Below are 19,623 nucleotides of genomic sequence, written 5' to 3'. Positions count from 1 at the left end.
TAATTAACCAGATTCAGGAGGCAAGGGGCAGCAAAGTTATTTGCTATGTCACAGGCGATCGGCAGAATCTACCGACTAAGATTGCTCACGATTGTCATCCCTTAATATTCAGTCACCTTCGCGAAATAGGGACAACGAATAAGATTGACTTGTTTCTCTATACACAAGGTGGTATAACAGTTGCAGGTTGGGGACTTGTACACCTTATACGGGAATTCTGCGAGGTATTCGGTATTCTAGTTCCGTTCAGGGCGTTGAGTTGTGGAACATTGATATGTCTTGGCGCAGATGAGATTGTTATGGGTAGACTTGGTCAATTGGGACCGATAGACCCTTCTACTCAAAATCCGTTTAATCCACCAATTCCTGGAGTGCCAATATCACCACAAAATACATTGCCGATGAATGTGGAGGACGTAGTATCTTTTATTGATTTAGCAAAACGTGAAATTGGGCTTAAAGGTGACGTTGGCTTGTCAGTAGCACTAGAAACACTAAGCAAGATGAACCCTTGCGCACCTCTTGCACTTGGGGCTGCACACAGAGTGAGACCACAAATAGTGATGTTGGCAAAAGGACTTTTAAAAATACATATGGCAGATAGACCCAAGGAAATAAAACGGATAGTGGAAATTCTAGCGAAGCAGCTTGGTTCACACGATTATCTTATTGGACGTAAAGAGGCAAAAGAAATTGGGCTAAAGGTAACAGATGCATCAACTGAAGTTGAAACGCTAATCTGGGAATTGTACAGTGAATATGAAGGAATGATGGAGCTGAATACACCATACAGTCCACAGACGTTTTTAGGACAACAGCAGTCAGCCACTGGAACTTTCAATAGGGCTGCGATTGAGTCCGAGATAATGACACACATTTTCCGCACAATTAAGCAGGTAAATCGTATAACAATTGCCCCTCCTGTGGTACCTGTGCCAACTCCAGGACATCAAGAAATGGTCATTGATGAGGGGTGGATAAGATATTCGTAGTACTCAAGTACTATAGAAAAACAGTTTGATGATTGCTATAATCTAATTAGGTGACGGAAATGAATAAATCAGAAACAAATGGATTAGCGTCATATCAACAGACAGTTTACCAAACACCGGGTCTTGCCTCTTCGGTTTGGCAACAAGGTACAAGCGTTGAATTGCCTATAGTGATTCAAATTGTCCCCATAAACTATGGTAAGCAGGAAAAAGAATCTCTAGAGGAGAAAACTGCTTAAACCAAGCCTTCAATACCACCTGCTCATTGCCGCCTTAGCCTCTTCAGAATCGCATCCATATAAACGCGGGCCAGGTTTTTGCCGTGCTTGGGTATGCGCTCCCGCTTTTTCCTGAGCTTCTTTCCTCATCTTGGTATTCCTATCCACCTCGGCGTCCGATTCATGTGGTCACGATAGGCATTGCCGTACTTCTCAAGGCAGAAGCGTTCTTCAGAAACCGAAGAAATAGTTTCCCTTTGTTAAAGCGTGACTATGGATGAGAAGTAATTGCAAAAATTGTGATTATGCCCCTTGAGGGGCCATAATACCAAAAGACTCTATAGGCTGCCGGTGTCTCCTGCTCTGCATATGCTTCGAAACCTTTTTCCCCATTAGGGCCTCTCAGACTTGTGAATTCGTGAGACTGGAGGCTGGGATGCCGAGGATTCCTCGCTAGTAACTTGATGGCTTTCCTGACAGCTTTGTAGCGTTTCTTTTGGGATGCATCTGCCTTGAGCAGTTCATAGGTTTCCTTTGCTTTGTCTGTCCATTCTAAATCAAACAAAACGTTTGACCCTATAGGGTGTCAAGGTCAACTTTTGACACCCTGCCCTGTGCAGCGTCGGAAAGACCCCGCCGAACTAATGCAAGAGCATCTGGGTTATTGAACAGCCATGCTTCTGAAGCGGGGATGGTTATCTGCGGGTCAAGAACAATCTGCCCATCGCTGTTGCTGTATATATGATATGTGATACCTTCCCCCACCACACTCTTAGGCAAAACCACTCGTTTTTTAGAATCTGGCCTCACGCTCTCAGCTATCCTTTTTAACTCTTTATCCCTTATTATAACTACCATATTGACACCATACCATTGGTGGGATTATTTGTCAAGTGGGATATCCCCACATTTCGCATTTTTTTTCAAATTGACCCACTACCTACGCTTCAGTCTTTTCAAAATAGCATCCATATATATTCTAGCCAGGTTTTTGCCGTGCTTGGGTATGCGCTCCCGCTTTTTCCTGAGCTTCTCCTCGCGGCGCTGCTGCCTAATGTCTTCAGGTTCCTGGCTCATTTCCTGATTTCCACCTGAACTTCGTCGAATTCCCGGCGCAATTCTATAATGCGGTCGCGCAGCAGGGCTGCCTTTTCAAACTCTAAGCCTCTGGCGGCGGCTTTCATCTGCGTCTCCAGTTCCTTGATAAGTCGGGCCACGTCCTCCTTCGTTGCCGGGGCTTCAGCAGTATACGGGGCACGTGCTTCCGCTACCACCTTCACCCGTTCCGTGATATCCCGGATGGCTTTCCTGATACCCTGCGGGGTTATGCCGTGCTCCCGGTTGAACGCTTCCTGAATACCTCGTCGGCGCTGCGTCTCATCCATGGCGGCTTTCATGGAGCCGGTGGTGGTATCGGCGTACATGATGACGTGTCCGCCAATGTGGCGTGACGCGCGCCCCATGGTCTGAATTAATGCTTCCCTCGACCTCAAAAAACCTTCTTTATCCGCGTCCAGGATGGCCACCAGGCTGACCTCGGGAAGGTCAAGTCCCTCGCGCAGCAGGTTGATACCTACGACAACATCGTAAACGCCGAGGCGGAGGTTGCGCAGTATCTCCACCCTCTCCAGCGTGTCGATTTCGGAGTGGAGGTAGTGCGTCCTGGTGCCCATCTCAATGAGGTAATCGGAGAGCTCTTCCGCCATACGTTTGGTCAGCGTGGTTACCAGGCACCGCTCGCCTTTATCGACTCTGCTCTTTATCTGGTCGAGGAGGTCATCAACCTGTCCTTTGGTCGGCCTGACCTCGACCGTCGGTTCCAGCAGGCCGGTGGGGCGGACGAGCTGTTCCGCAACCTGCTGGCTGTGCTCATATTCGTAGTCGGCGGGGGTAGCGGAGACGTAGACAACCTGATTAATGCGCTCGTTGAATTCCTGGAAGTTGAGCGGTCGGTTGTCCAGCGCCGAGGGCAACCGGAAGCCGTATTCCACCAGCGTTTCCTTGCGGGAGCGGTCGCCGTGATACATGCCGCGCACCTGGGGCAGGGTCATGTGGGACTCATCGATAAAGAGCAGATAATCATCGGGGAAGTAGTTTAGCAGCGTCCAGGGTGGGCTGCCCGGTGCCCGCTGGGAGAGGTGGCGGGAATAGTTTTCTACGGCGTGGCAGTAGCCGGCCTCGCGGAGCATCTCTAAATCGTAGTTGGTTCTCGACTCCAGGCGGGCGGCTTCCAGCAGCTTGCCCTGCGATTTGAGTTCGGACAGCCTTTCTTCCAGTTCCTGCTTTATGGTTTCAAGGGCCAGTATGAGTTTGTCATGCGAGGTAACGAAGTGCTTGGCCGGGTAGATGTCAACGGAATCGAGCTCGGCGAGCAATTCACCGGTAAGCGGGTCTATCTGGACCATGCGGTCGATGTCATCGCCAAAGAACTCGATGCGCAGTGCCAGCTCCTCGTAGGACGGCTGTATTTCCAGAGTGTCGCCCCTGACGCGGAACCTGCCGCGGGTGAAATCGATATCGTTGCGCTCGTACTGCATGTCCACCAGCTTGCGGAGCAGCTTCTGTCGACCGTAGCTCTCTCCCCGTTTGAGACTGACCACGAAGCTGCGGTATTCCTCCGGCTCGCCGAGGCTGTAGATGCAGGACACCGAGGCGACGATGAGCACGTCGCGCCGCTCAAAGAGAGCTCTGGTGGCAGCGTGGCGCAGCTTGTCAATCTCCTCGTTGATATCTATTTCCTTCTCGATGTAGGTATCAGTGCGCGGAACATAGGCTTCCGGCTGGTAGTAATCATAGTAACTGACAAAGTACTCCACGGCATTGTTGGGGAAGAAATCGCGGAACTCGCTGGCAAGCTGTGCCGCCAGTGTCTTGTTGTGGCAGAGGACAAGAGTAGGCCGCTGCACCCGTTCAATCACATTGGCCATGGTGAAGGTCTTGCCACTGCCGGTAACGCCGAGCAACGTCTGACGGTTGAAGCCACTGTGAAGGCCGTCCACCAGCTTATCCACCGCCTGGGGCTGGTCACCGGTCATCTTGAAATCGGAAAAAATTTCAAAATCTGGCATAGCTAATCAAAAGAGCATGATTTTACAAATAGTATATCCTGTTATGATGATGGCTTCAATGAAGTTCAGGATATGACCGGAACCGCTTCATTATGCTGATGAAACGGGCTGTCTGCGTGAACCAGACTAAAGTACCATATAAACAATTACTTTAGGTGGATGTTTATTTGACTATTCCAGTGCTATTATACCCAGAGGAGGTGGAAGAAGATGGTGACGAGGAGTTATCTTGATGCGCTAACCCCGGGGATGATGGCCAAACTGGACCCCCTTTCCAGAATAGCGAGGGACCAGAGAGGCGCGCGCCGGATTTCCATTACCAGGAATGGGTCTGAGGCTACGTTACCCAAATATACCCTCAGGCCAGGCCGCCGACCCGCCGGCCACGTTACGGAACCGCAATTCCCCGCGGCTAAAAAGTAAGCGATAAATAAGTTAATAGAAAAGAGGGGGGTGGAGTAGTTAGCTACCTCACCCCCTGTGTCCCCCTCTCCTTCAAAGGAGAGGGGGACTAATTTAAAAAGAGAGGCTTCGCCTCTCTTGGACTCTCCTTGCTGTGGGGGATAAAGGGGATGGGGTATTAAGATACCACGCTCCCTATTATGATTAAAAATCCATTAATCTTACCCAATAGACCTGGTTCTCAGCCAAGTAATATGATTAGTTAAGCCGTCTAGACCAGGAAACAATACCGATCGATTAATTCCATATGTATTTAAGATCCTTTTTAATTCGCCACGTAAAACATCAGGAATTATTAGTTTATCTATATTATCAGAGATGAAAGCCTTCTCTGGTTGTGGATGAATTGTAAATACCCCTGTTTGAGCAATTATGCGTTTTGAAATGTGGCGAGGAACATATTTCCCAACCTTATCGTATTTAAATGGATCAGGATTTTTTTCTACTGAAATGACTCCTTTCCCTTTTAATACGTATATTGCACTATCACCCTCATAATAGTTCTCTACCGCAAAGTAAGCGGCTACTAAGGGATTTCTTGTCCAATCTAATAGTCTGGTCGGCAAACCATGATGTTGCGCTATTGCTAGCCACTCCCATTCATCATGTGGAGAGAATTCCAAATAAGGTATTGCTCTTTCCTTAAACCATCTCACCATACGTCGTTCTTCTGCCCTGCGTGTAGTGATGGGTTTAAAATCTTCCCTTCCAACTTTTGGAATTAATTCATAGTCTTTTTTCCGTACACCTCTATAAATATCAGTGCGGCTATTATAGCCCCTTATTTTTTGATGAAATTCGTCAATTGATGTTAAACGTATTTCATCCATCACTTCTCCCCAAAATACTGCAATACCGCTCACTCATAAATCAACTGCATCAGATATACGTCCAGGAGTTTGCCGAATTTGCGGCCCACCTCTTTCATGACGCCAATGTGCTTGAAACCGGCTGACTCGGCAAGATGTATGCTCACCTCGTTGCCCTCCACGATGCGGGCAATCACGGTGTGGAGGCCTGCTTTTTTGCCTTCCCGGACCATTGCTTCCATGAGCTTTCGCCCGATTCCCCTGCCTTGGTGTTCCTCCCTGACATAGAGCGAAGCTTCGGCGGTATCGGAATAGCCACAGCGGTCTGCCCACATGCTGAGCGACGCCCACCCGACGATGAGGTCATCCTGTTCGGCAACCAGTATCGGGTATCTGGGACCGTGACCGTCAAACCAGCTCTTCTGTTCCGCGTCGGTCTTCGGCTCGGTATCGAACGTGGCCACCGTTTTCAGAATCGCCGCATTATAGATTTCGGTGATGGCATCCAGGTCCGGTAAGGCTGCCCTTCTTACGGTGAGCATGTTTACTTCCCAAAATACTGCAATGCCAGCTTGATTTTTTCCTCCAGAGGTAAATCTGAGGCGGGGGGCAAAGTGGCCACAGCGCGGGCGGCTTCGGGGGCGGAGTAGCCCAGGGAGGTGAGGGCGGCAAGGACATCGGTGTTCTCCTGGGCCAGCAGGGTGGCGGGGGTGCTTATCCAGCCGGAACCGATTTTCTCCTTCAATTCAAGGACGATGCGGGTGGCAACCTTCTTGCCGATGCCGGGAATCACCGTGAGTAAATCAACGCTGCCGGTGGCGATGGCGATGACCAGCTGCTCCGCGCTCATTCCCGAGAGCATCGTCAGCGCCAGACGCGGGCCGAGGCCGTTGACGCTGATGAGCAACTGGAAGAGGGCAAGCTCTTCGGCAGAAGCGAAGCCGTAGAGGGCAACGTTGTCCTCGCGGAGGTGGAGGTGGGTGAAAAGCTGCACCTCTTTCCCAACCGCACCGACGGCGCTCAGGGTGGAGGTGGGCATAAAGACCTGAAAGCCGACGCCGTTTACGTTGACCACGGCCCAGTTGCTGCCGAGAGACTCTACTTTCCCGTGTAAACTGGATATCATTGCTTCTTCTCCTGTCTGGCGAGCAGCTCGCTCAGGTGTATCTCACGCAGGTGGCAGATGGCTACCGCCAAAGCGTCGGCGGCGTCATCGGGCTGTGGGACTTCCTTTAAATTCAACTGAAGTCGGACCATCTCCTGCACCTGCGCCTTGCTGCTGGCGCCGTAGTTGGCGACGCTCTGCTTTATCCGGGCCGGGGTGTACTCGTAGGCGGGAATGTCCTGGGTGGCGGCGGCAAGCAATGCAATCGCCTGGGCTTTGCCTATGGCCAGCGCCGAGCGAGCGTTGATGGCGACAAACGGCTGCTCCACGGCCACCATATCAGGATGGTAGTTCTCGATGATGCACAAAAGCTGGCGGTAGAGATAACACAAACGCTCCCCGATAGGGGAGCGCTCCGAAGTAACCAGTGCGCCGCAGTCGACCATGCTTAAGTCATCGTTATTGCTCTCTACAACTCCGTAGCCCATGGTGACTGTGCCCGGGTCGATACCTAACACTCTCATCGTGGATAACCATCAACCGGAAGCCTGCAGCTGGTACTGCTCCAGAACCGCATCGGGGAAGTCGGCATTGCTGGACACGTGCTGCACCTCGTCCAGTTCCTCCAGCTTTTCCAGTAGCTTCATGGTCTGCATGGCGGCCTTATCATCAAGCTGGACCATCGTCTTGGGCACCTTGAACAGTTCCGCCGAGGCGATGGGTATTTTCTTCGTTTCCAGTGCCGACCTGACCGTCTCAAGGTCTTCGGGCATGGTGTAGATTTCCACGTAGCCGCTCTCTATCTGCACGTCGTCGGCGCCGGCATCAATGGCGTTCAGGGCCAGGTCGTCGGCATCAAGGCCATCGGTCCTGACGGTAATCAGTCCTTTGGCATCAAATATCCAGGACACGCAGCCGTTCTCTCCGAGACTGCCGCCATGTTTGGAAAAGGTGCTGCGCACATCCTGTATCGTCCGGTTACGGTTATCGGTGAGCGCTTCCACAAGGATGGCGATACCGCTCGGGCCATAGCCTTCCAGGACCAGCTCGGTCAAAAACGTGCCTCCCAGCTCACCGCTGCCCTTCTTGATGGACCGCTCGATATTGTCCATGGGCATGTTGTTGTCGCGGGCCTTCTGGACGGCAAGTCGCAGGCGGAAGTTGGCCTCCGGGTTGCTGCCGCCTTCACGCACCGCAATTATAATCTCACGGGTTGATTTGGTAAAAAGCTGACCACGACGGGCATCGGTAATGCCCTTCTGGTGCCTGATGGAATGCCACTTTGAATGACCTGACATCGCTCTACACCCCCTTGGCCGCGAGTCCAGCCCTTGGTGTCTTAATTCTATCACGTCACCTGCCAACGGTCAAAGTGGCGAGGTGTATTGTAGATGGCTTTTCAAGGCTTCTTATTTCGGCCCGGATTATGCCGACGTGCTGCCGGTCAGGGACTTAAACCTTTCACCGTATTTAAGGGTATGGGCTTGTTTCAGTTGCAGGAGCTGTGCCTGGAGCGGGGCGGAAGTGATACTGGACGTGGACATCAGCAGGGCGTCTTCGCGATTGTCCGTGTAATAGCCGCGGCGCAGGCCCACCTGCACCAAGCCGTACTTGTTATACAGATTCTGCGCCGGCAGGTTGGAGACCCGTACCTCGAGGGTAACGATACTAGCTTTAAGCTCTGCGGCGAGGTCGATGATTGAGATGAGCAGCAGTTCACCGATGCCCTGGCGCTGGTAACTCTGGCGCACCGCGATGTTGGTGATATGGGCTTCATCGGCCATCACCCACATGCTGGCAAAGCCGATGATGGACTGATCGCTGGATGGAGGCGGTTTTTCCCTGAAGAACCCGTTCCGCTGCCACCATCGTTTTATCCGTGACACAGGGCCAGAGACATATTCTTGAGGAATATCTATTTTGGGCTCTTCTGTCTTCTGGCTATCATCGCAGACGACTATCAAGCGGGACAGCGGATTCTGCAGCTCGCGGCGATAATCAGGCGGCGGCCACTGAGTGGGAAAGACCTCCCGGTCAATCGCATTGGCCTGTGTTATATCCTCTTTGCGCATATAGCGCACGTAGTACGCCAAAGCCTTTTCCCCCCGGATAAGTGCGGATACGGTTACGTATGATTTTAACACAATATTTGTAAACCTCACCACAGCGCAATTCATAGCCAGAGGCGCTATCTTTTCCCATGCTCGTTCGTTATACTATATGCACAGGGTAGCACCATATAGCATTAAAAATGGATACCCTTGAACGAGTGGCTGGCTGTATGGAGTTGTCAGGTGCAAGATGAAGAGAGCCTCGTCCGGCGGGCAAAAGAGCATGACGAGGCAGCTTTAACGCAGTTATATGAGGAGAACTTCGATAAGATTTATCGATATATAGTTCTCAAAACAGGGGATAGGACCGAGGCAGAGGACATGACACAGCAGGTCTTTCTGAAGGCATTCAAGTCTATCTCCGGCTACAGGTCAAAGGGGAGTCCGTTCTCTTCCTGGCTGTTTCGCATTGCCCATAACCAGATGGTCGACTACTGGAGAAGGAAGTCGAAACGGGCAACAGTTCCCCTTGATGAGGCGCTGGTCGGCAGCAGTAACAGTAATCCCAGTACCGATACGGAACGGAAAATGGATATCGAGAGTCTGGTGGCAGCCACCAGGCGGCTGACCAGTCTGCAGCGCGAAGTGGTATCACTCCGCTTTGCCGGTGGACTGTCGGTGGCAGAGGTGGCCAAATCAATGGGCAAAAGTGAGGGAGCCATCAAGGCATTGCAGCACAGCGCCATCGTATCTCTGCGCAAAATGGTAGCGACAGGGTAAAGCAATGAAGAACGATAAAGAGTTTTTTAATATCTTGGATGAATGCCTGGAGCGTATTCTGACCGGCGGTGAGACCGTTGAGCAGTGTCTGGCGAGCTATCCGGAGCACGCCGCTGCGCTTGAGCCATTGCTGCAGACGGCACTCGATACCAAGGAAACCCTGGATATCGCTCCTCGGCCAGAATTCAAAGAGAGGGCCAGGTATCAGATACTTACCGAACTCAGAGGTATAGAGGAGAGGAAGAAGCGCCGCTTCTCACTGTTCGGCTGGCAGCCACAATGGGCAACGGCGGTAATTGCGGTCCTGGTGCTGCTCATGGCCAGTGGCGGCACGGTAGCAGCTGCCGGGAACAGCATGCCGGACCAGCCACTGTACCCGGTAAAGCTGGCTACGGAAAGGGTAAGACTGGCATTGACCCCTTCGGAGCTGGGCAAGGCCGAATACTACGCAGAACTGGTGGATAGAAGGGTCAATGAGATAGTGAACATGGCAGACAAGGGCAAGCTGAATCACATGGAGAAGGCCACCGAGCGAATGAATAACCAGTTAATGGCCATGGCAGTTCTGGTGGGTACCGAAGAGGGCGCACCGGGCATCCTTACCATGCCGCCGGCAGTGCCGGAAGCAGCCCCCGCACTACCGGAAGCAGTAAGGGAGGCACCGGCAGTAACTGTTGAGCCTGAAGAGCCGAAGCCAGGTGTGATGATGGCACCGCCACCTCCCGAAGCCGCCGCTCAGGCGCCGTTACCAGCCAGGGCTGGAGAGCCGCAAAAAGGGAAGCCGGAGATAACGGCGGCTCCGGCCAAGCCGGTACCGGAAAAAGCACCGGTACTGAAACCAGTTCCGGCGGCCGTTCCAAGTCCGGAAGATGAGGTGGAGGAAGAGGATGAAGATGAGACACTGGATAGACGGGCCAGACTCAGGCTGATTCTTGCCCAGAATGCCAAAAAGCACCCGGAAGCCCTGCGGGCAGCGTTGCAGAGAATACCTGAGTCGGCCAGACCGGCTTTGCTCCGGGCACTTGAAGTGTCCAATATTGAATATGAGAAACTACTCCAGTTACTTGAGGAAGCTGAAGACGAGGACTGACATACAGGTACAACACAGCTTAAGTCGTTAGAATTAGATAAAGATTTTAGAAATTTGAGGAAGTCGCCGCTAACCAAACGGCGACTTTTTCGTTTTTATTAATGGAAAATAAAAAAGGAGGTAAGGCATGAGGAAGAAATGGTTTCTGGCGGCTGGTCTGGCACTGGTAATTACGGTGGTTGGTCTGGCCGGTTGCACTCAAGAGGGCGGTGCACTGGGCGTCACCGGGTCGAATTTGAAGGTCACCCTCAGCAACCAGCAGGAGGGAATCTGGGTAAGCGGTAGCGGAAAGGTAAGCGCCGTCCCCGATATCGCCATACTCAGGCTGGGCATTGAAGCTCAGGAGTCCAGCGTGGCTGTGGCCCAGGCACAGGCTGCCGAGGCGATGACTGCGGTAATGTCCGCTCTGGAAGGCAGCGGCGTTGACGAGAAGGACATTCAGACACAGTACTTCAACATTCACCGCGTAACCCGCTGGGATGAGAAACAGGGAAAAGAGGTGGTGATTGGATACCGGGTTACCAACATGGTAACGGCCAAGGTACGCGATATGGACGAGGTCGGTGCCATCATTGATGTGGTGGCGGTGGCGGGAGGCGACCTCACTCGCATTGACAGCATCGGATTCACCATCGAAGACCCAGCGCCATATCAGGATGAAGCAAGGGAAAAAGCGGTGGCTGATGCGGCGGCTAAAGCCAAACAGCTTGCCGAACTGGCCGGCATAAAACTGGGTAAACCGGTCTATATTACTGAAAATGCAGCATATCCTTACCCGGTCTACCGTCAGGACTACTTCGCTGAGGCAGCTATGTCAGCGGAACCACCCACCCCAATCAGCCCCGGTGAGATGGAAATCAGCCTTAACGTTCAGGTAGCCTACGCAATTCTGGAATAGCGGGAAAGTAACTGGGGGTGGGGGATTCTTCCCCCACCCCTTTTCACATATCAGTACGATTGTCAGATTGATGAAAGGAGACAGGAAAAATGTCCAAGAAAATGAAAGTTTTAATCGCGGTGCTGGTGGCCATCCTCACCTTGACTGTGAGCGGCGCGGTGGCGGTTCTGGCCCAGGAAGACGAAGAGGTTGAGCCAGATGAAGAGGAATTGCTCGGAGAGCTGAATGAGATTATGCCTAGAGTCAGAATGTTTGTGTCCACCGAGTCCAGCGAACTTCTTTCCAGAGTGGCCAAAATTCTGAGCATATCCGAGGAAGAGCTGAGCGATGCCTTTGCGCAGGCGAAGCAGGAAATGATGGCTGAGCGCTGTGAGGAAGCATTCTACGAATTCCTGGAGCGGGCGGTTGAGGAAGGGCTGATTACAGAGGAAGAGGCCGAGGAGATAGAAGAATGGTGGGAGAAGAGGCCGGAGGCCCTTAACTGGACGAAGCTGAGAAACGCCTTCTGCATAATGCGCTCGAATCCCGAATCTTTGACCGATAACGGCTGGAAAGGGTTCCAGGGGGTAAGGCAAAATATCCAGCAGCGACTTAAGGAATGCAAGAATTCTGAATTAAGGATGGAGATGCTGGAGAAGGCCATTGAGGAAGGCCTCATCACCGAGGAAGATGCCAGTGAAATCAAAGTGTGGACCGGCAACACGCCCGCAGCTCTGAACCAGTTATCTCCAAAGCCCCGAATTATGAACGAGGTACGCGGTCGACACATGATTGCCATCCAGGAAGGATGGCACGGGCCGCGAACATACCAGAATACGGACTAAATTAATAGTACACGCCGGAATGAATAAGGGAGCCCGGTACTGGGCTCCCTTTTATTTTGCCCATATTCCAAGTCCCGCTTTTCTGGCGGCTGCTTCCGGTTATTCTATCTTGACGTTTGCGTACCGTTCCCATTCGCTGTAAACGCAGCCGCAGTACTGCTGACGGTAGAGTTCAAGTTTCCTGGTCAGGTGGCGGCTGTCCGAATATCTTTTACGGAGGTCGGCATAGAGGAATTCAATGCCTGTTTTCTCCGCAATACCGGCTCCGATTTCCTGGATGAGCTCGTGCTTCTGGTGGGGGCTGATAAGCAGGGTGGTGGTAAAAGCGCTAAAGTTCCTTTCGCGGGCAACTTCGGCGGTCCGGGAGAGGCGCATTTGAAAGCAGCGGCGGCAGCGGTCGTCCTCATGCCCGACCACCTGGCGGAAGTAATCGATGATTTCGTAGCCGTCGCTGACAATCAGGGGAAACGTCGATTGAGTTGCCAGTGCTTTCATTGCCTCGAGGCGTCGTTCGTGTTCGGTATAGGGGTGGATATTCGGGTTGTACCAGAAGGCACTGACGGCATACCCCTGTTCCCGCCAGTGGTTGACGGTATAGGCGGCGCAGTGTGCGCAGCAGACGTGAACAAGCACCGATTTCATCCTTATTACAATTGTAAACAATCTGTCAGGTGAGTTGCAAAATTGGCTGTGTAACCATACCGGGTTTTGAATAAATGATGAAAAATGCTAGAATAGGACAAATTTTGTGAGGAGGTGTCCATTGTTTTACGAAGTAAATTATCCGCAGCCCGAGCCCGGACAGAAACAGATATCAGCCCTGGTGGTGCTGAACCCGGCAGAGTCGAGAAGGCTGCTGGCTAAAGCCACGGTGGCGCTGCCCGAGGTCCAGAACGCCTATAAGAACGGCATTATTATCATCGGACGCGGTATCACCAATGCTTTCGTCAGTGAAGAGCTCTTCGGGATAAAGATTGAGAATAGGGCCAACCAGACGGCGGGACTCGTCTGCGGTGGCATAACTAATGCCAACCCCGGAGCGCCGCCTTGCACCTCACACGTTGTCCGCAAAGGCAAGGTGGTGGAGGGGGCTGATTCCAATGTGGAAATACTCGATTTCGGTCCAGATGACGTCTTTATCAAGGGAGGCAATGCCATTGATATGGAGGGCAATGCCGGCATTTTCGCCGCCGGCATGAAGGGGGGCACCATCGGGATGTGCTGGCCGATTGTGACGCCGCGCGGCTCGCACCTCATCATGCCGATAGGGCTGGAGAAGCTGGTACCGTCGGTGATTGAGGCGGCCAAACACACCGGGCACTATTATTTTAAATACAGTATGGGACTGCCGGCCAAGCTGATGCCAGTGGTACTGGGCAAGGTGCTTACCGAAATAGAGGCAATAGGTGTAATGACCGGCGTCAGAGCGTACCACATCGGTTCCGGTGGTGTCGGCGGGTCTGAAGGGGCGGTAGTGCTGGCACTGGAAGGCGATGAGAAACGGGTGGAGAAAGCCTTTGAGTTGGTAAAGTTAGTCAAAGGAGAACCTCCAGTAAGTATGCCAGATAAGTTACGGGTCAGCTCTGCCAAAGACTACAACTACGATGCCATGGCACAGTTCGCCACACTGGAAGGCATTTAGACTGGCTGCATTGAGGATAAAACTGAGCATATTGGACCCAGGAGGTGGAAAATGTTCTACGATTTTCCGCAGGATTTCAAGGTATTCGAGCCGGCACCGGGGTTCCTGGTGCATGTGGTATCAGGGCAGCGCATCATGTTTTCCCATGTTACCTTGCAGCCCAACGCAGTAGCCCCGCTTCATAACCACGCCGAAGAGCAGATGGGGCTCGTCCTGGAAGGTGAAATTGAATTTACCATCGGGGATGAGACCAGGCTGGTGAAAAAAGGGGACATGTACTCGGTTCCATCCAGTACAAACCATGGGGGTACTGCCGGTGCGGCGGGTTGCGTGGCTCTGGATGTCTTCTGTCCACCCAGAGAGGTTTATAAATAAAAAAGTAGGCTGGAGAAGCACCTATAATAAAGTGCCCTGGGGAGGTCTCTCTTTATTATATGGCAGTCCAAGGTGCTGGTAGGCCAGCTGGGTAGCGGTGCGGCCGCGGGGGGTGCGCTCCAGGAAGCCCAGCTGCAGCAGGTAGGGTTCGTAGACATCCATAATGGTGTCCGATTCCTCGCTGATAGCGGCGGCCAGGGTCTCAAGACCAACCGGGCCGCCGTTAAATTTTTCCACAATAGTCCGCAGCAGCTTGTGGTCGACTTCATCCAGGCCAATTGCATCAACTTCGAGCTTGGCCAGCGCTTCGACGGCCGCGGCATGTGTGGCCGTGCCATCGCCTATCACCTGGGCGTAGTCCCTGACCCGTTTGAGGAGTCGATTGGCCACGCGCGGCGTCCCCCGGGCGCGGCGGGCGATTTCCTTCAGTCCTTCTCCCTCTGCCTCAATCTGCAGGATGCGGGCGGAGCGATGCAGGATTGCCTCTATTGATTTATGGTCGTAAAAATCGAGTCGGTAGACAGCGCCAAAACGGTCGCGAAGGGGCGGGCTGAGAAGAGCATAACGGGTTGTAGCGCCAAGCAAGGTGAAATCAGGCAGGTTGAGTCGCAGACTTCTGGCGCCGGGGCCCTTGCCGATGATGATATCGAGGGCGTAATCCTCCATCGCCGGATAAAGGATTTCTTCAACGGCGCGGCTGAGGCGGTGAATCTCATCGATGAAAAGGATATCCTTGTCATGCAGGTTGGTCAGTATGGCGGCGAGGTCGCCGGTACGTTCAATGGCAGGCCCTGATGTAACCCGGATATTCACCCCCATTTCGGCGGCAATGATGTTTGCGAGGGTGGTCTTTCCCAGTCCGGGCGGCCCGTAAAGCAGCACGTGGTCCAGTGCCTCGCCTCTACCCTTCGCCGCCGCGATGGCAATGCTCAGGTTCTCTTTGATCTTTTCCTGTCCGACGAACTCAGTAATGCGGCGCGGCCTGAGGCTGGTGTCAAGGGGAGCATCTTCAGTGCTGGGCTTGCCTGATATAATACGAGCTATTTAAACCTCACCCCCATTAATCCTCTGACTTCAACTCATCATCTTCACTGCCCGATGGACCTGCTTCCTCTTCCGGGGTTGTCAGGCTGGACATCTCCTGAGGCTCTTTACCGAGCAGCTGGTCCAGGAGCTCCCCCGGTGCTTTGGCGACCCTCACATCTGGTGCCTCTTCAGTCATTTCACCCAGTGACAGGTCCAGCAATGCTTCTGATTCATCAGGAAGTGCCGCTGGCGCTTCTTCCAGCTGCAGGTAATGAGCGGGAATCAATTTCCCGATGATGACGTTTTCTTTGAGCCCGACCAGTTTGTCTATCTTGCCGTAGACGGCCGCTTCAGTAAGCACCCTGGTTGTTTCCTGGAAGGAAGCCGCCGCCAGCCAGCTAGCCGTGCTCAGCGATGCCCTGGTTATGCCCAGCAGTACCGTGTGCGCGGTGGCCGGTTCACCACCTTCTGCCAGTACTTTGGCATTGATGTCCGCATAGACATACTTGTCTACCAGCTCATCCGGCACCAGGTCGGTGTCACCGGCGGAATCGATTCGGACTTTCGTCAGCATCTGATGGACGATAATCTCGAGGTGCTTGTCGTTTATGTTCACGCCCTGAGAGCGGTATACTTTCTGTACTTCATCTACCAGGTAGAGCTGTACGGCCTCACGACCGAGAATGCGCAATATATCTTGCGGGTTCACCGAGCCATCGGTAAGCTGCTGGCCAGCACGCACCGACTCTCCAGTCTGGACTCTGATACCGGCTGCGGTAGGGATAACGTACACCCGTTCCTCCATCTCTTCATAGCTGATGAATAGCTGGCTCTTTTTTCGGATATTAACGTTGCCAGCGATGCGCGCTACGATGGGATGCGTCTCCTTGGAGACTGCCTTGGTTTTGGCTTTGGTTTTGGTTTCCTTGGCAGCGGGTGGAGTCGCAAGCACCGCGCCGATATCTACCCACTGTTTATCATTGACCATTACCTCCCACCTAGCAGGCAAGGCATACTCATCATGGTAGGTCTCGGAACTGGTGATTTTTACCCTCCTGCCTTGCTCATCCTGGATAACATCGATTAGGCCACCTATTTCGGAGATAATGGCCTGACCTTTGGGAGTTCTGGCTTCAAAGAGCTCTTCTACTCGGGGCAGGCCGCTGGTGATGTCGAGACCGGCCACGCCACCGGTGTGGAAGGTACGCAGCGTCAGCTGAGTGCCCGGCTCGCCGATACTCTGGGCGGCGATGATTCCCACTGCCGTATTGAGTTTAACCGGCCGGCCGCGAGACAGGTCACGATTATAGCACATCTGGCAGGTACCTCGTCTGGACTGGCAGGAGAGGGGCGACCTGACGTGCACCCGGTTGATTCCAGCATCGATGATTTCAGCTGCCTTTTGCTCATCGATCTCCTCATTGTGGTCAGCGATGACCTTCCCTGTTTTGGGATGGGCTATTTGGCTTGCCACCAGCCTGTCGGTGATGCGTTCTGCGAACGAGGGAAGCAACGTTTTTTCTTGCGGTTCTGAAATCCAGATACCGTCGACAGTCCCGCAGTCCTCTTCAAAGACGATGACATCCTGGGCCACGTCAATGAGCCGTCTGGTAAGATAACCGCTGTCCGAAGTTCTCAATGCCGTATCGGCCAGTCCCTTGCGCGCACCGTGCGTGGAGATAAAGTACTCGAGGACAGAATGTCCTTCACGCAGGCTCGATTTGATGGGGAAGTCGATGATTTTACCGGAAGGGTCGGTCATCAGGCCGCGCATGCCGGCCATCTGGGTAATCTGGGAAATATTACCTTTGGCCCCGGAGGTGGCCATCATGTAAATGCCACCATAACGGTCCAGAGTGTCCGAGATGGTACTGGTAATACGGTCCATGGTTTCCATCCAGACACCGACGACGCCGTTATACCGCTCGCCCTCGGTTATCAGACCGCGGCTATACTGGTTATCAATGATGGCTATTCTCTCCTCCGCTTCCTCGAGCAGTTTGGCTTTGCTTTCCGGTACCTCAATATCATTCATGGCAATGGTAATGCCCGATTTTGTAGCGTAATGGAAACCGAGTTCCTTGATGCTGTCAAGGACTCTGGCCGTTTCTTCGTCACTGAGTGTCCGACAGCACTCCGAGACAATCTGCTTCAGTCCAGACTTGTCAATTATTTTGTTCTGGAAGCCAAGCTCCAGAGGAAGAACTTCGTTGAACATAATACGGCCAATTGTGGTCTCGATTTCCTGCCCGTCTCGGCTCTGGTCTCTGACCAGGATTTTAGCCCTGAGGTTGATATTATCCAGCTCATAGGCAAGCCTGGCTTCATCAAAGCTACCAAACCGCCTGCCTTCCCCCTTGGCTCCAGGTCTTTCCGTGGTAAGGTAGTAACAGCCAAACACCATATCCAGGGTAGGCGTGACCGTTGGTTCACCGCTGCTGGGAAGCAGCATGTTGTGCTGGCTGAGCGCCAGCTCTCTCGCCTCGCGTACCGCGGCTTTGGAGAGCGGGACATGAACCGCCATCTGGTCACCGTCAAAATCAGCGTTGAATGCCGAGCAGACGAGCGGGTGAATCTGGATGGCGCTGCCATCAATGAGCACGGGCTCAAATGCCTGGATGCTGAGGCGGTGCAGGGTAGGGGCCCGATTCAGCCAGACTGGGCGTTCCTTTACCACTTCCTCGAGTATATCGTAGACTTCCGGCTTGGCTCTTTCCACTAGTCGCCGGGCGCTCTTGATGTTCGGGGCAAGTCCTTGTATTACCAGACGGTGCATGACAAAGGGTTTAAAGAGCTCCAGAGCCATTCGTCTGGGCAGACCGCACTGGTTCAGCTTTAGTTCCGGGCCAACCACGATAACAGAGCGACCGCTGTAGTCGACCCTCTTTCCCAGCAGGTTCTGGCGGAAGCGTCCCTGTTTACCACGGAGCATATCGGAGAGGGACTTCAATTTGTGATTGCCACTGACCGAGACCGCCCGACCGCGACGACCGTTATCAATAAGTGAGTCAACGGCCTCCTGTAGCATCCGCTTCTCATTGCGGATAATGATCTCCGGTGCACCGATTTCAATTAGATGGCGCAAGCGATTGTTGCGGTTAATGACCCGCCGGTACAGGTCATTAAGGTCGCTGGTGGCAAATCTGCCACCGTCCAGCTGGACCATGGGCCGCAGGTCGGGAGGAAGTACTGGCAAAACCGTTACAATCATCCATTCCGGTTTATTACCACTGTTGCGAAACGCCTCAACAACCCGCAGTTGCTTGCTCGCTTTCTTGCGCCTCTGACCGGAAGAAGACAGGGTTTCCAGAAGCAGGCCATTGCGCACCTTGTCCATGTCGATATCTTTAATGATCTGCAAGATGGCTTCAGCGCCCATACCGGCCTCAAAAACCTCTCCGTGTTTCTGCTTCAATTCGTGGTACTGGCTTTCATTGAGCAACTCTTTCACGCAAAGGTTTTTCAGTCGTTCCACCTCGCTCGTTAGTTTTTCCTCAAGCTGTATCTTTTCCTCATTGAAATGACGTCGCAGCTGATTGACATCCTCAACGCTTGCCCCTTCCTGCTCCATCTGGGCAATTTTATCGTCAACGGCTTTCTGGCGTTCGGCAATTTCACTGGAGACGCTTTCCTGAAGTTGTGTGATAGCTTCCTGGCGTGCCTCTTCATTGACCAAGGTGACGATGTAATTGGAGAAGTAGAGTACGTGTTCCAGGCTCCGCGGCGAAAGGTCAAGCAGAAGGCCCAGGCGGCTGGGTGTTCCTTTGGCGAACCAGATGTGGCTCACCGGACACGCCAGCTCAATATGGCCCATGCGCTCCCGGCGTACCTTGGCTCGAGCAACCTCAACGCCGCACTTATCGCAGATCACGCCCTTGTAGCGGATTTTCTTATACTTGCCGCAGTAACACTCGAAGTCTTTGGTGGGGCCGAAGATTCTTTCGCAGAACAGGCCATCTCGTTCCGGCTTCAACGTGCGGTAGTTGATGGTCTCCGGCTTGGTTACCTCACCGTATGACCAGCTCCGGATCTGCTCCGGCGAGGCCAGAGAAATTCGTACGGCATCAAAATCATTGATTTCCAGCATCTTCTTCCGTTACCTCTCTCAAAAACGTCTCTTCAGTCGCAGTTGACTCTGTGTCCGGTTTAGGGGCCTCTTCAGTCGCAGTTGACTCGGCTTCCAGCTTGGGGGCCTCTTCAATTGCAGTTGGCTCTGTGTCCGGTTTAGGGGTCTCTTCAATTGCAGTTGACTCGGCTTCCAGCTTGGGGGCCTCTTCAATTGC

Annotated in this window: 22 protein-coding genes; 9 read left to right on the top strand and 13 right to left on the bottom strand. The window is 53.1% G+C overall.

Annotation, left to right across the window (positions count from 1 at the left end; all coding sequences use genetic code 11):
- Positions 1-992, top strand: a 992-nt coding sequence (locus KKD83_03325) for a serine protease (protein ID MBU2535184.1), incomplete at its 5' end; no start/stop codon positions are given.
- 59 nt (positions 993-1,051) lie between these two features.
- Positions 1,052-1,231 (top strand): hypothetical protein, encoded by a 180-nt coding sequence (locus KKD83_03320; protein ID MBU2535183.1) that lies wholly within the window; start codon positions 1,052-1,054, stop codon positions 1,229-1,231.
- A 555-nt stretch (positions 1,232-1,786) separates the two neighbouring features.
- Here KKD83_03320 and KKD83_03315 read toward each other — a convergent pair.
- From KKD83_03315 to uvrB, 3 genes are all read right to left on the bottom strand, one after another.
- On the bottom strand, positions 1,787-2,068 hold the full coding sequence (locus KKD83_03315; GenBank protein MBU2535182.1) for a hypothetical protein: 282 nt from the start codon (positions 2,066-2,068) through the stop codon (positions 1,787-1,789).
- Between the two features lie 78 nt (positions 2,069-2,146).
- Positions 2,147-2,287 (bottom strand): hypothetical protein, encoded by a 141-nt coding sequence (locus tag KKD83_03310; protein ID MBU2535181.1) that lies wholly within the window; start codon positions 2,285-2,287, stop codon positions 2,147-2,149.
- A complete protein-coding gene (gene uvrB / locus KKD83_03305; protein ID MBU2535180.1) occupies positions 2,284-4,278 on the bottom strand; it encodes an excinuclease ABC subunit UvrB in 1,995 nt (664 codons plus the stop codon). The genes KKD83_03310 and uvrB overlap by 4 nt, the downstream gene beginning before the upstream one ends.
- Before the next feature lie 210 nt (positions 4,279-4,488).
- Between uvrB and KKD83_03300 the strand changes: the two genes are divergently transcribed.
- A complete protein-coding gene (locus KKD83_03300) occupies positions 4,489-4,701 on the top strand; it encodes a hypothetical protein (GenBank protein ID MBU2535179.1) in 213 nt (70 codons plus the stop codon).
- A gap of 200 nt (positions 4,702-4,901) precedes the next feature.
- Here KKD83_03300 and KKD83_03295 read toward each other — a convergent pair whose 3' ends face one another.
- The 6 genes from KKD83_03295 to rimI all read right to left on the bottom strand — a co-directional run bounded on the left by KKD83_03295 (position 4,902) and on the right by rimI (position 8,798).
- On the bottom strand, positions 4,902-5,570 hold the full coding sequence (locus KKD83_03295) for an FRG domain-containing protein (protein ID MBU2535178.1): 669 nt from the start codon (positions 5,568-5,570) through the stop codon (positions 4,902-4,904).
- Between the two features lie 29 nt (positions 5,571-5,599).
- Complete coding sequence (locus tag KKD83_03290; GenBank protein MBU2535177.1) at positions 5,600-6,091, bottom strand: GNAT family N-acetyltransferase; 492 nt, start codon at positions 6,089-6,091, stop codon at positions 5,600-5,602.
- A gap of 2 nt (positions 6,092-6,093) precedes the next feature.
- Positions 6,094-6,675 carry a Holliday junction branch migration protein RuvA gene (gene ruvA, locus KKD83_03285; GenBank protein MBU2535176.1) on the bottom strand — a complete coding sequence of 194 codons (582 nt, stop codon included), beginning with the start codon at positions 6,673-6,675 and terminating at the stop codon, positions 6,094-6,096.
- On the bottom strand, positions 6,672-7,178 hold the full coding sequence (gene ruvC / locus KKD83_03280) for a crossover junction endodeoxyribonuclease RuvC (protein MBU2535175.1): 507 nt from the start codon (positions 7,176-7,178) through the stop codon (positions 6,672-6,674). The genes ruvA and ruvC overlap by 4 nt, the downstream gene beginning before the upstream one ends.
- Positions 7,179-7,190: 12 nt before the next feature.
- On the bottom strand, positions 7,191-7,952 hold the full coding sequence (locus tag KKD83_03275; GenBank protein ID MBU2535174.1) for a YebC/PmpR family DNA-binding transcriptional regulator: 762 nt from the start codon (positions 7,950-7,952) through the stop codon (positions 7,191-7,193).
- 126 nt (positions 7,953-8,078) lie between these two features.
- Positions 8,079-8,798: a ribosomal protein S18-alanine N-acetyltransferase gene (gene rimI / locus KKD83_03270; GenBank protein MBU2535173.1), complete on the bottom strand. Its 720-nt coding sequence runs from the start codon at positions 8,796-8,798 to the stop codon at positions 8,079-8,081.
- Positions 8,799-8,927: 129 nt separating this feature from the next.
- Between rimI and KKD83_03265 the strand changes: the two genes are divergently transcribed.
- The 4 genes from KKD83_03265 (at position 8,928) to KKD83_03250 (ending at position 12,297) form a co-directional block, all read left to right on the top strand.
- Positions 8,928-9,485 carry an RNA polymerase sigma factor gene (locus tag KKD83_03265; protein ID MBU2535172.1) on the top strand — a complete coding sequence of 186 codons (558 nt, stop codon included), beginning with the start codon at positions 8,928-8,930 and terminating at the stop codon, positions 9,483-9,485.
- 4 nt (positions 9,486-9,489) lie between these two features.
- On the top strand, positions 9,490-10,575 hold the full coding sequence (locus tag KKD83_03260) for a hypothetical protein (GenBank protein ID MBU2535171.1): 1,086 nt from the start codon (positions 9,490-9,492) through the stop codon (positions 10,573-10,575).
- Positions 10,576-10,702: 127 nt separating this feature from the next.
- Positions 10,703-11,473, top strand: a complete 771-nt coding sequence (locus KKD83_03255) for an SIMPL domain-containing protein (GenBank protein ID MBU2535170.1) — start codon at positions 10,703-10,705, stop codon at positions 11,471-11,473.
- Positions 11,474-11,562: 89 nt separating this feature from the next.
- Complete coding sequence (locus KKD83_03250) at positions 11,563-12,297, top strand: hypothetical protein (GenBank protein MBU2535169.1); 735 nt, start codon at positions 11,563-11,565, stop codon at positions 12,295-12,297.
- A gap of 99 nt (positions 12,298-12,396) precedes the next feature.
- Here KKD83_03250 and KKD83_03245 read toward each other — a convergent pair whose 3' ends face one another.
- Positions 12,397-12,939 carry an epoxyqueuosine reductase QueH gene (locus KKD83_03245; GenBank protein MBU2535168.1) on the bottom strand — a complete coding sequence of 181 codons (543 nt, stop codon included), beginning with the start codon at positions 12,937-12,939 and terminating at the stop codon, positions 12,397-12,399.
- A 121-nt stretch (positions 12,940-13,060) separates the two neighbouring features.
- Between KKD83_03245 and KKD83_03240 the strand changes: the two genes are divergently transcribed.
- On the top strand, positions 13,061-13,939 hold the full coding sequence (locus KKD83_03240; GenBank protein MBU2535167.1) for a hypothetical protein: 879 nt from the start codon (positions 13,061-13,063) through the stop codon (positions 13,937-13,939).
- Between the two features lie 51 nt (positions 13,940-13,990).
- Entirely contained in the window at positions 13,991-14,314 is a 324-nt protein-coding gene (locus tag KKD83_03235) for a cupin domain-containing protein (protein MBU2535166.1), read from the top strand.
- A 21-nt stretch (positions 14,315-14,335) separates the two neighbouring features.
- On the opposite strand, the gene ruvB is transcribed toward KKD83_03235, so the two are convergent.
- From ruvB to KKD83_03220, 3 genes are all read right to left on the bottom strand, one after another.
- Complete coding sequence (gene ruvB / locus KKD83_03230; protein MBU2535165.1) at positions 14,336-15,358, bottom strand: Holliday junction branch migration DNA helicase RuvB; 1,023 nt, start codon at positions 15,356-15,358, stop codon at positions 14,336-14,338.
- A 16-nt stretch (positions 15,359-15,374) separates the two neighbouring features.
- A complete protein-coding gene (gene rpoC / locus KKD83_03225; protein ID MBU2535164.1) occupies positions 15,375-19,427 on the bottom strand; it encodes a DNA-directed RNA polymerase subunit beta' in 4,053 nt (1,350 codons plus the stop codon).
- Positions 19,411-19,623: hypothetical protein (locus KKD83_03220; GenBank protein ID MBU2535163.1), on the bottom strand; the 213-nt coding region annotated here is incomplete at its 5' end. The genes KKD83_03220 and rpoC, both read right to left, overlap by 17 nt.

This window comes from Chloroflexota bacterium, assembly GCA_018829775.1.
Taxonomy (GTDB): Bacteria; Chloroflexota; Dehalococcoidia; order Dehalococcoidales; family RBG-16-60-22; genus E44-bin89.
The sequence above is the reverse complement of the archived record's forward strand: the minus strand, read 5'-3'. Positions and strand labels throughout refer to the sequence as shown.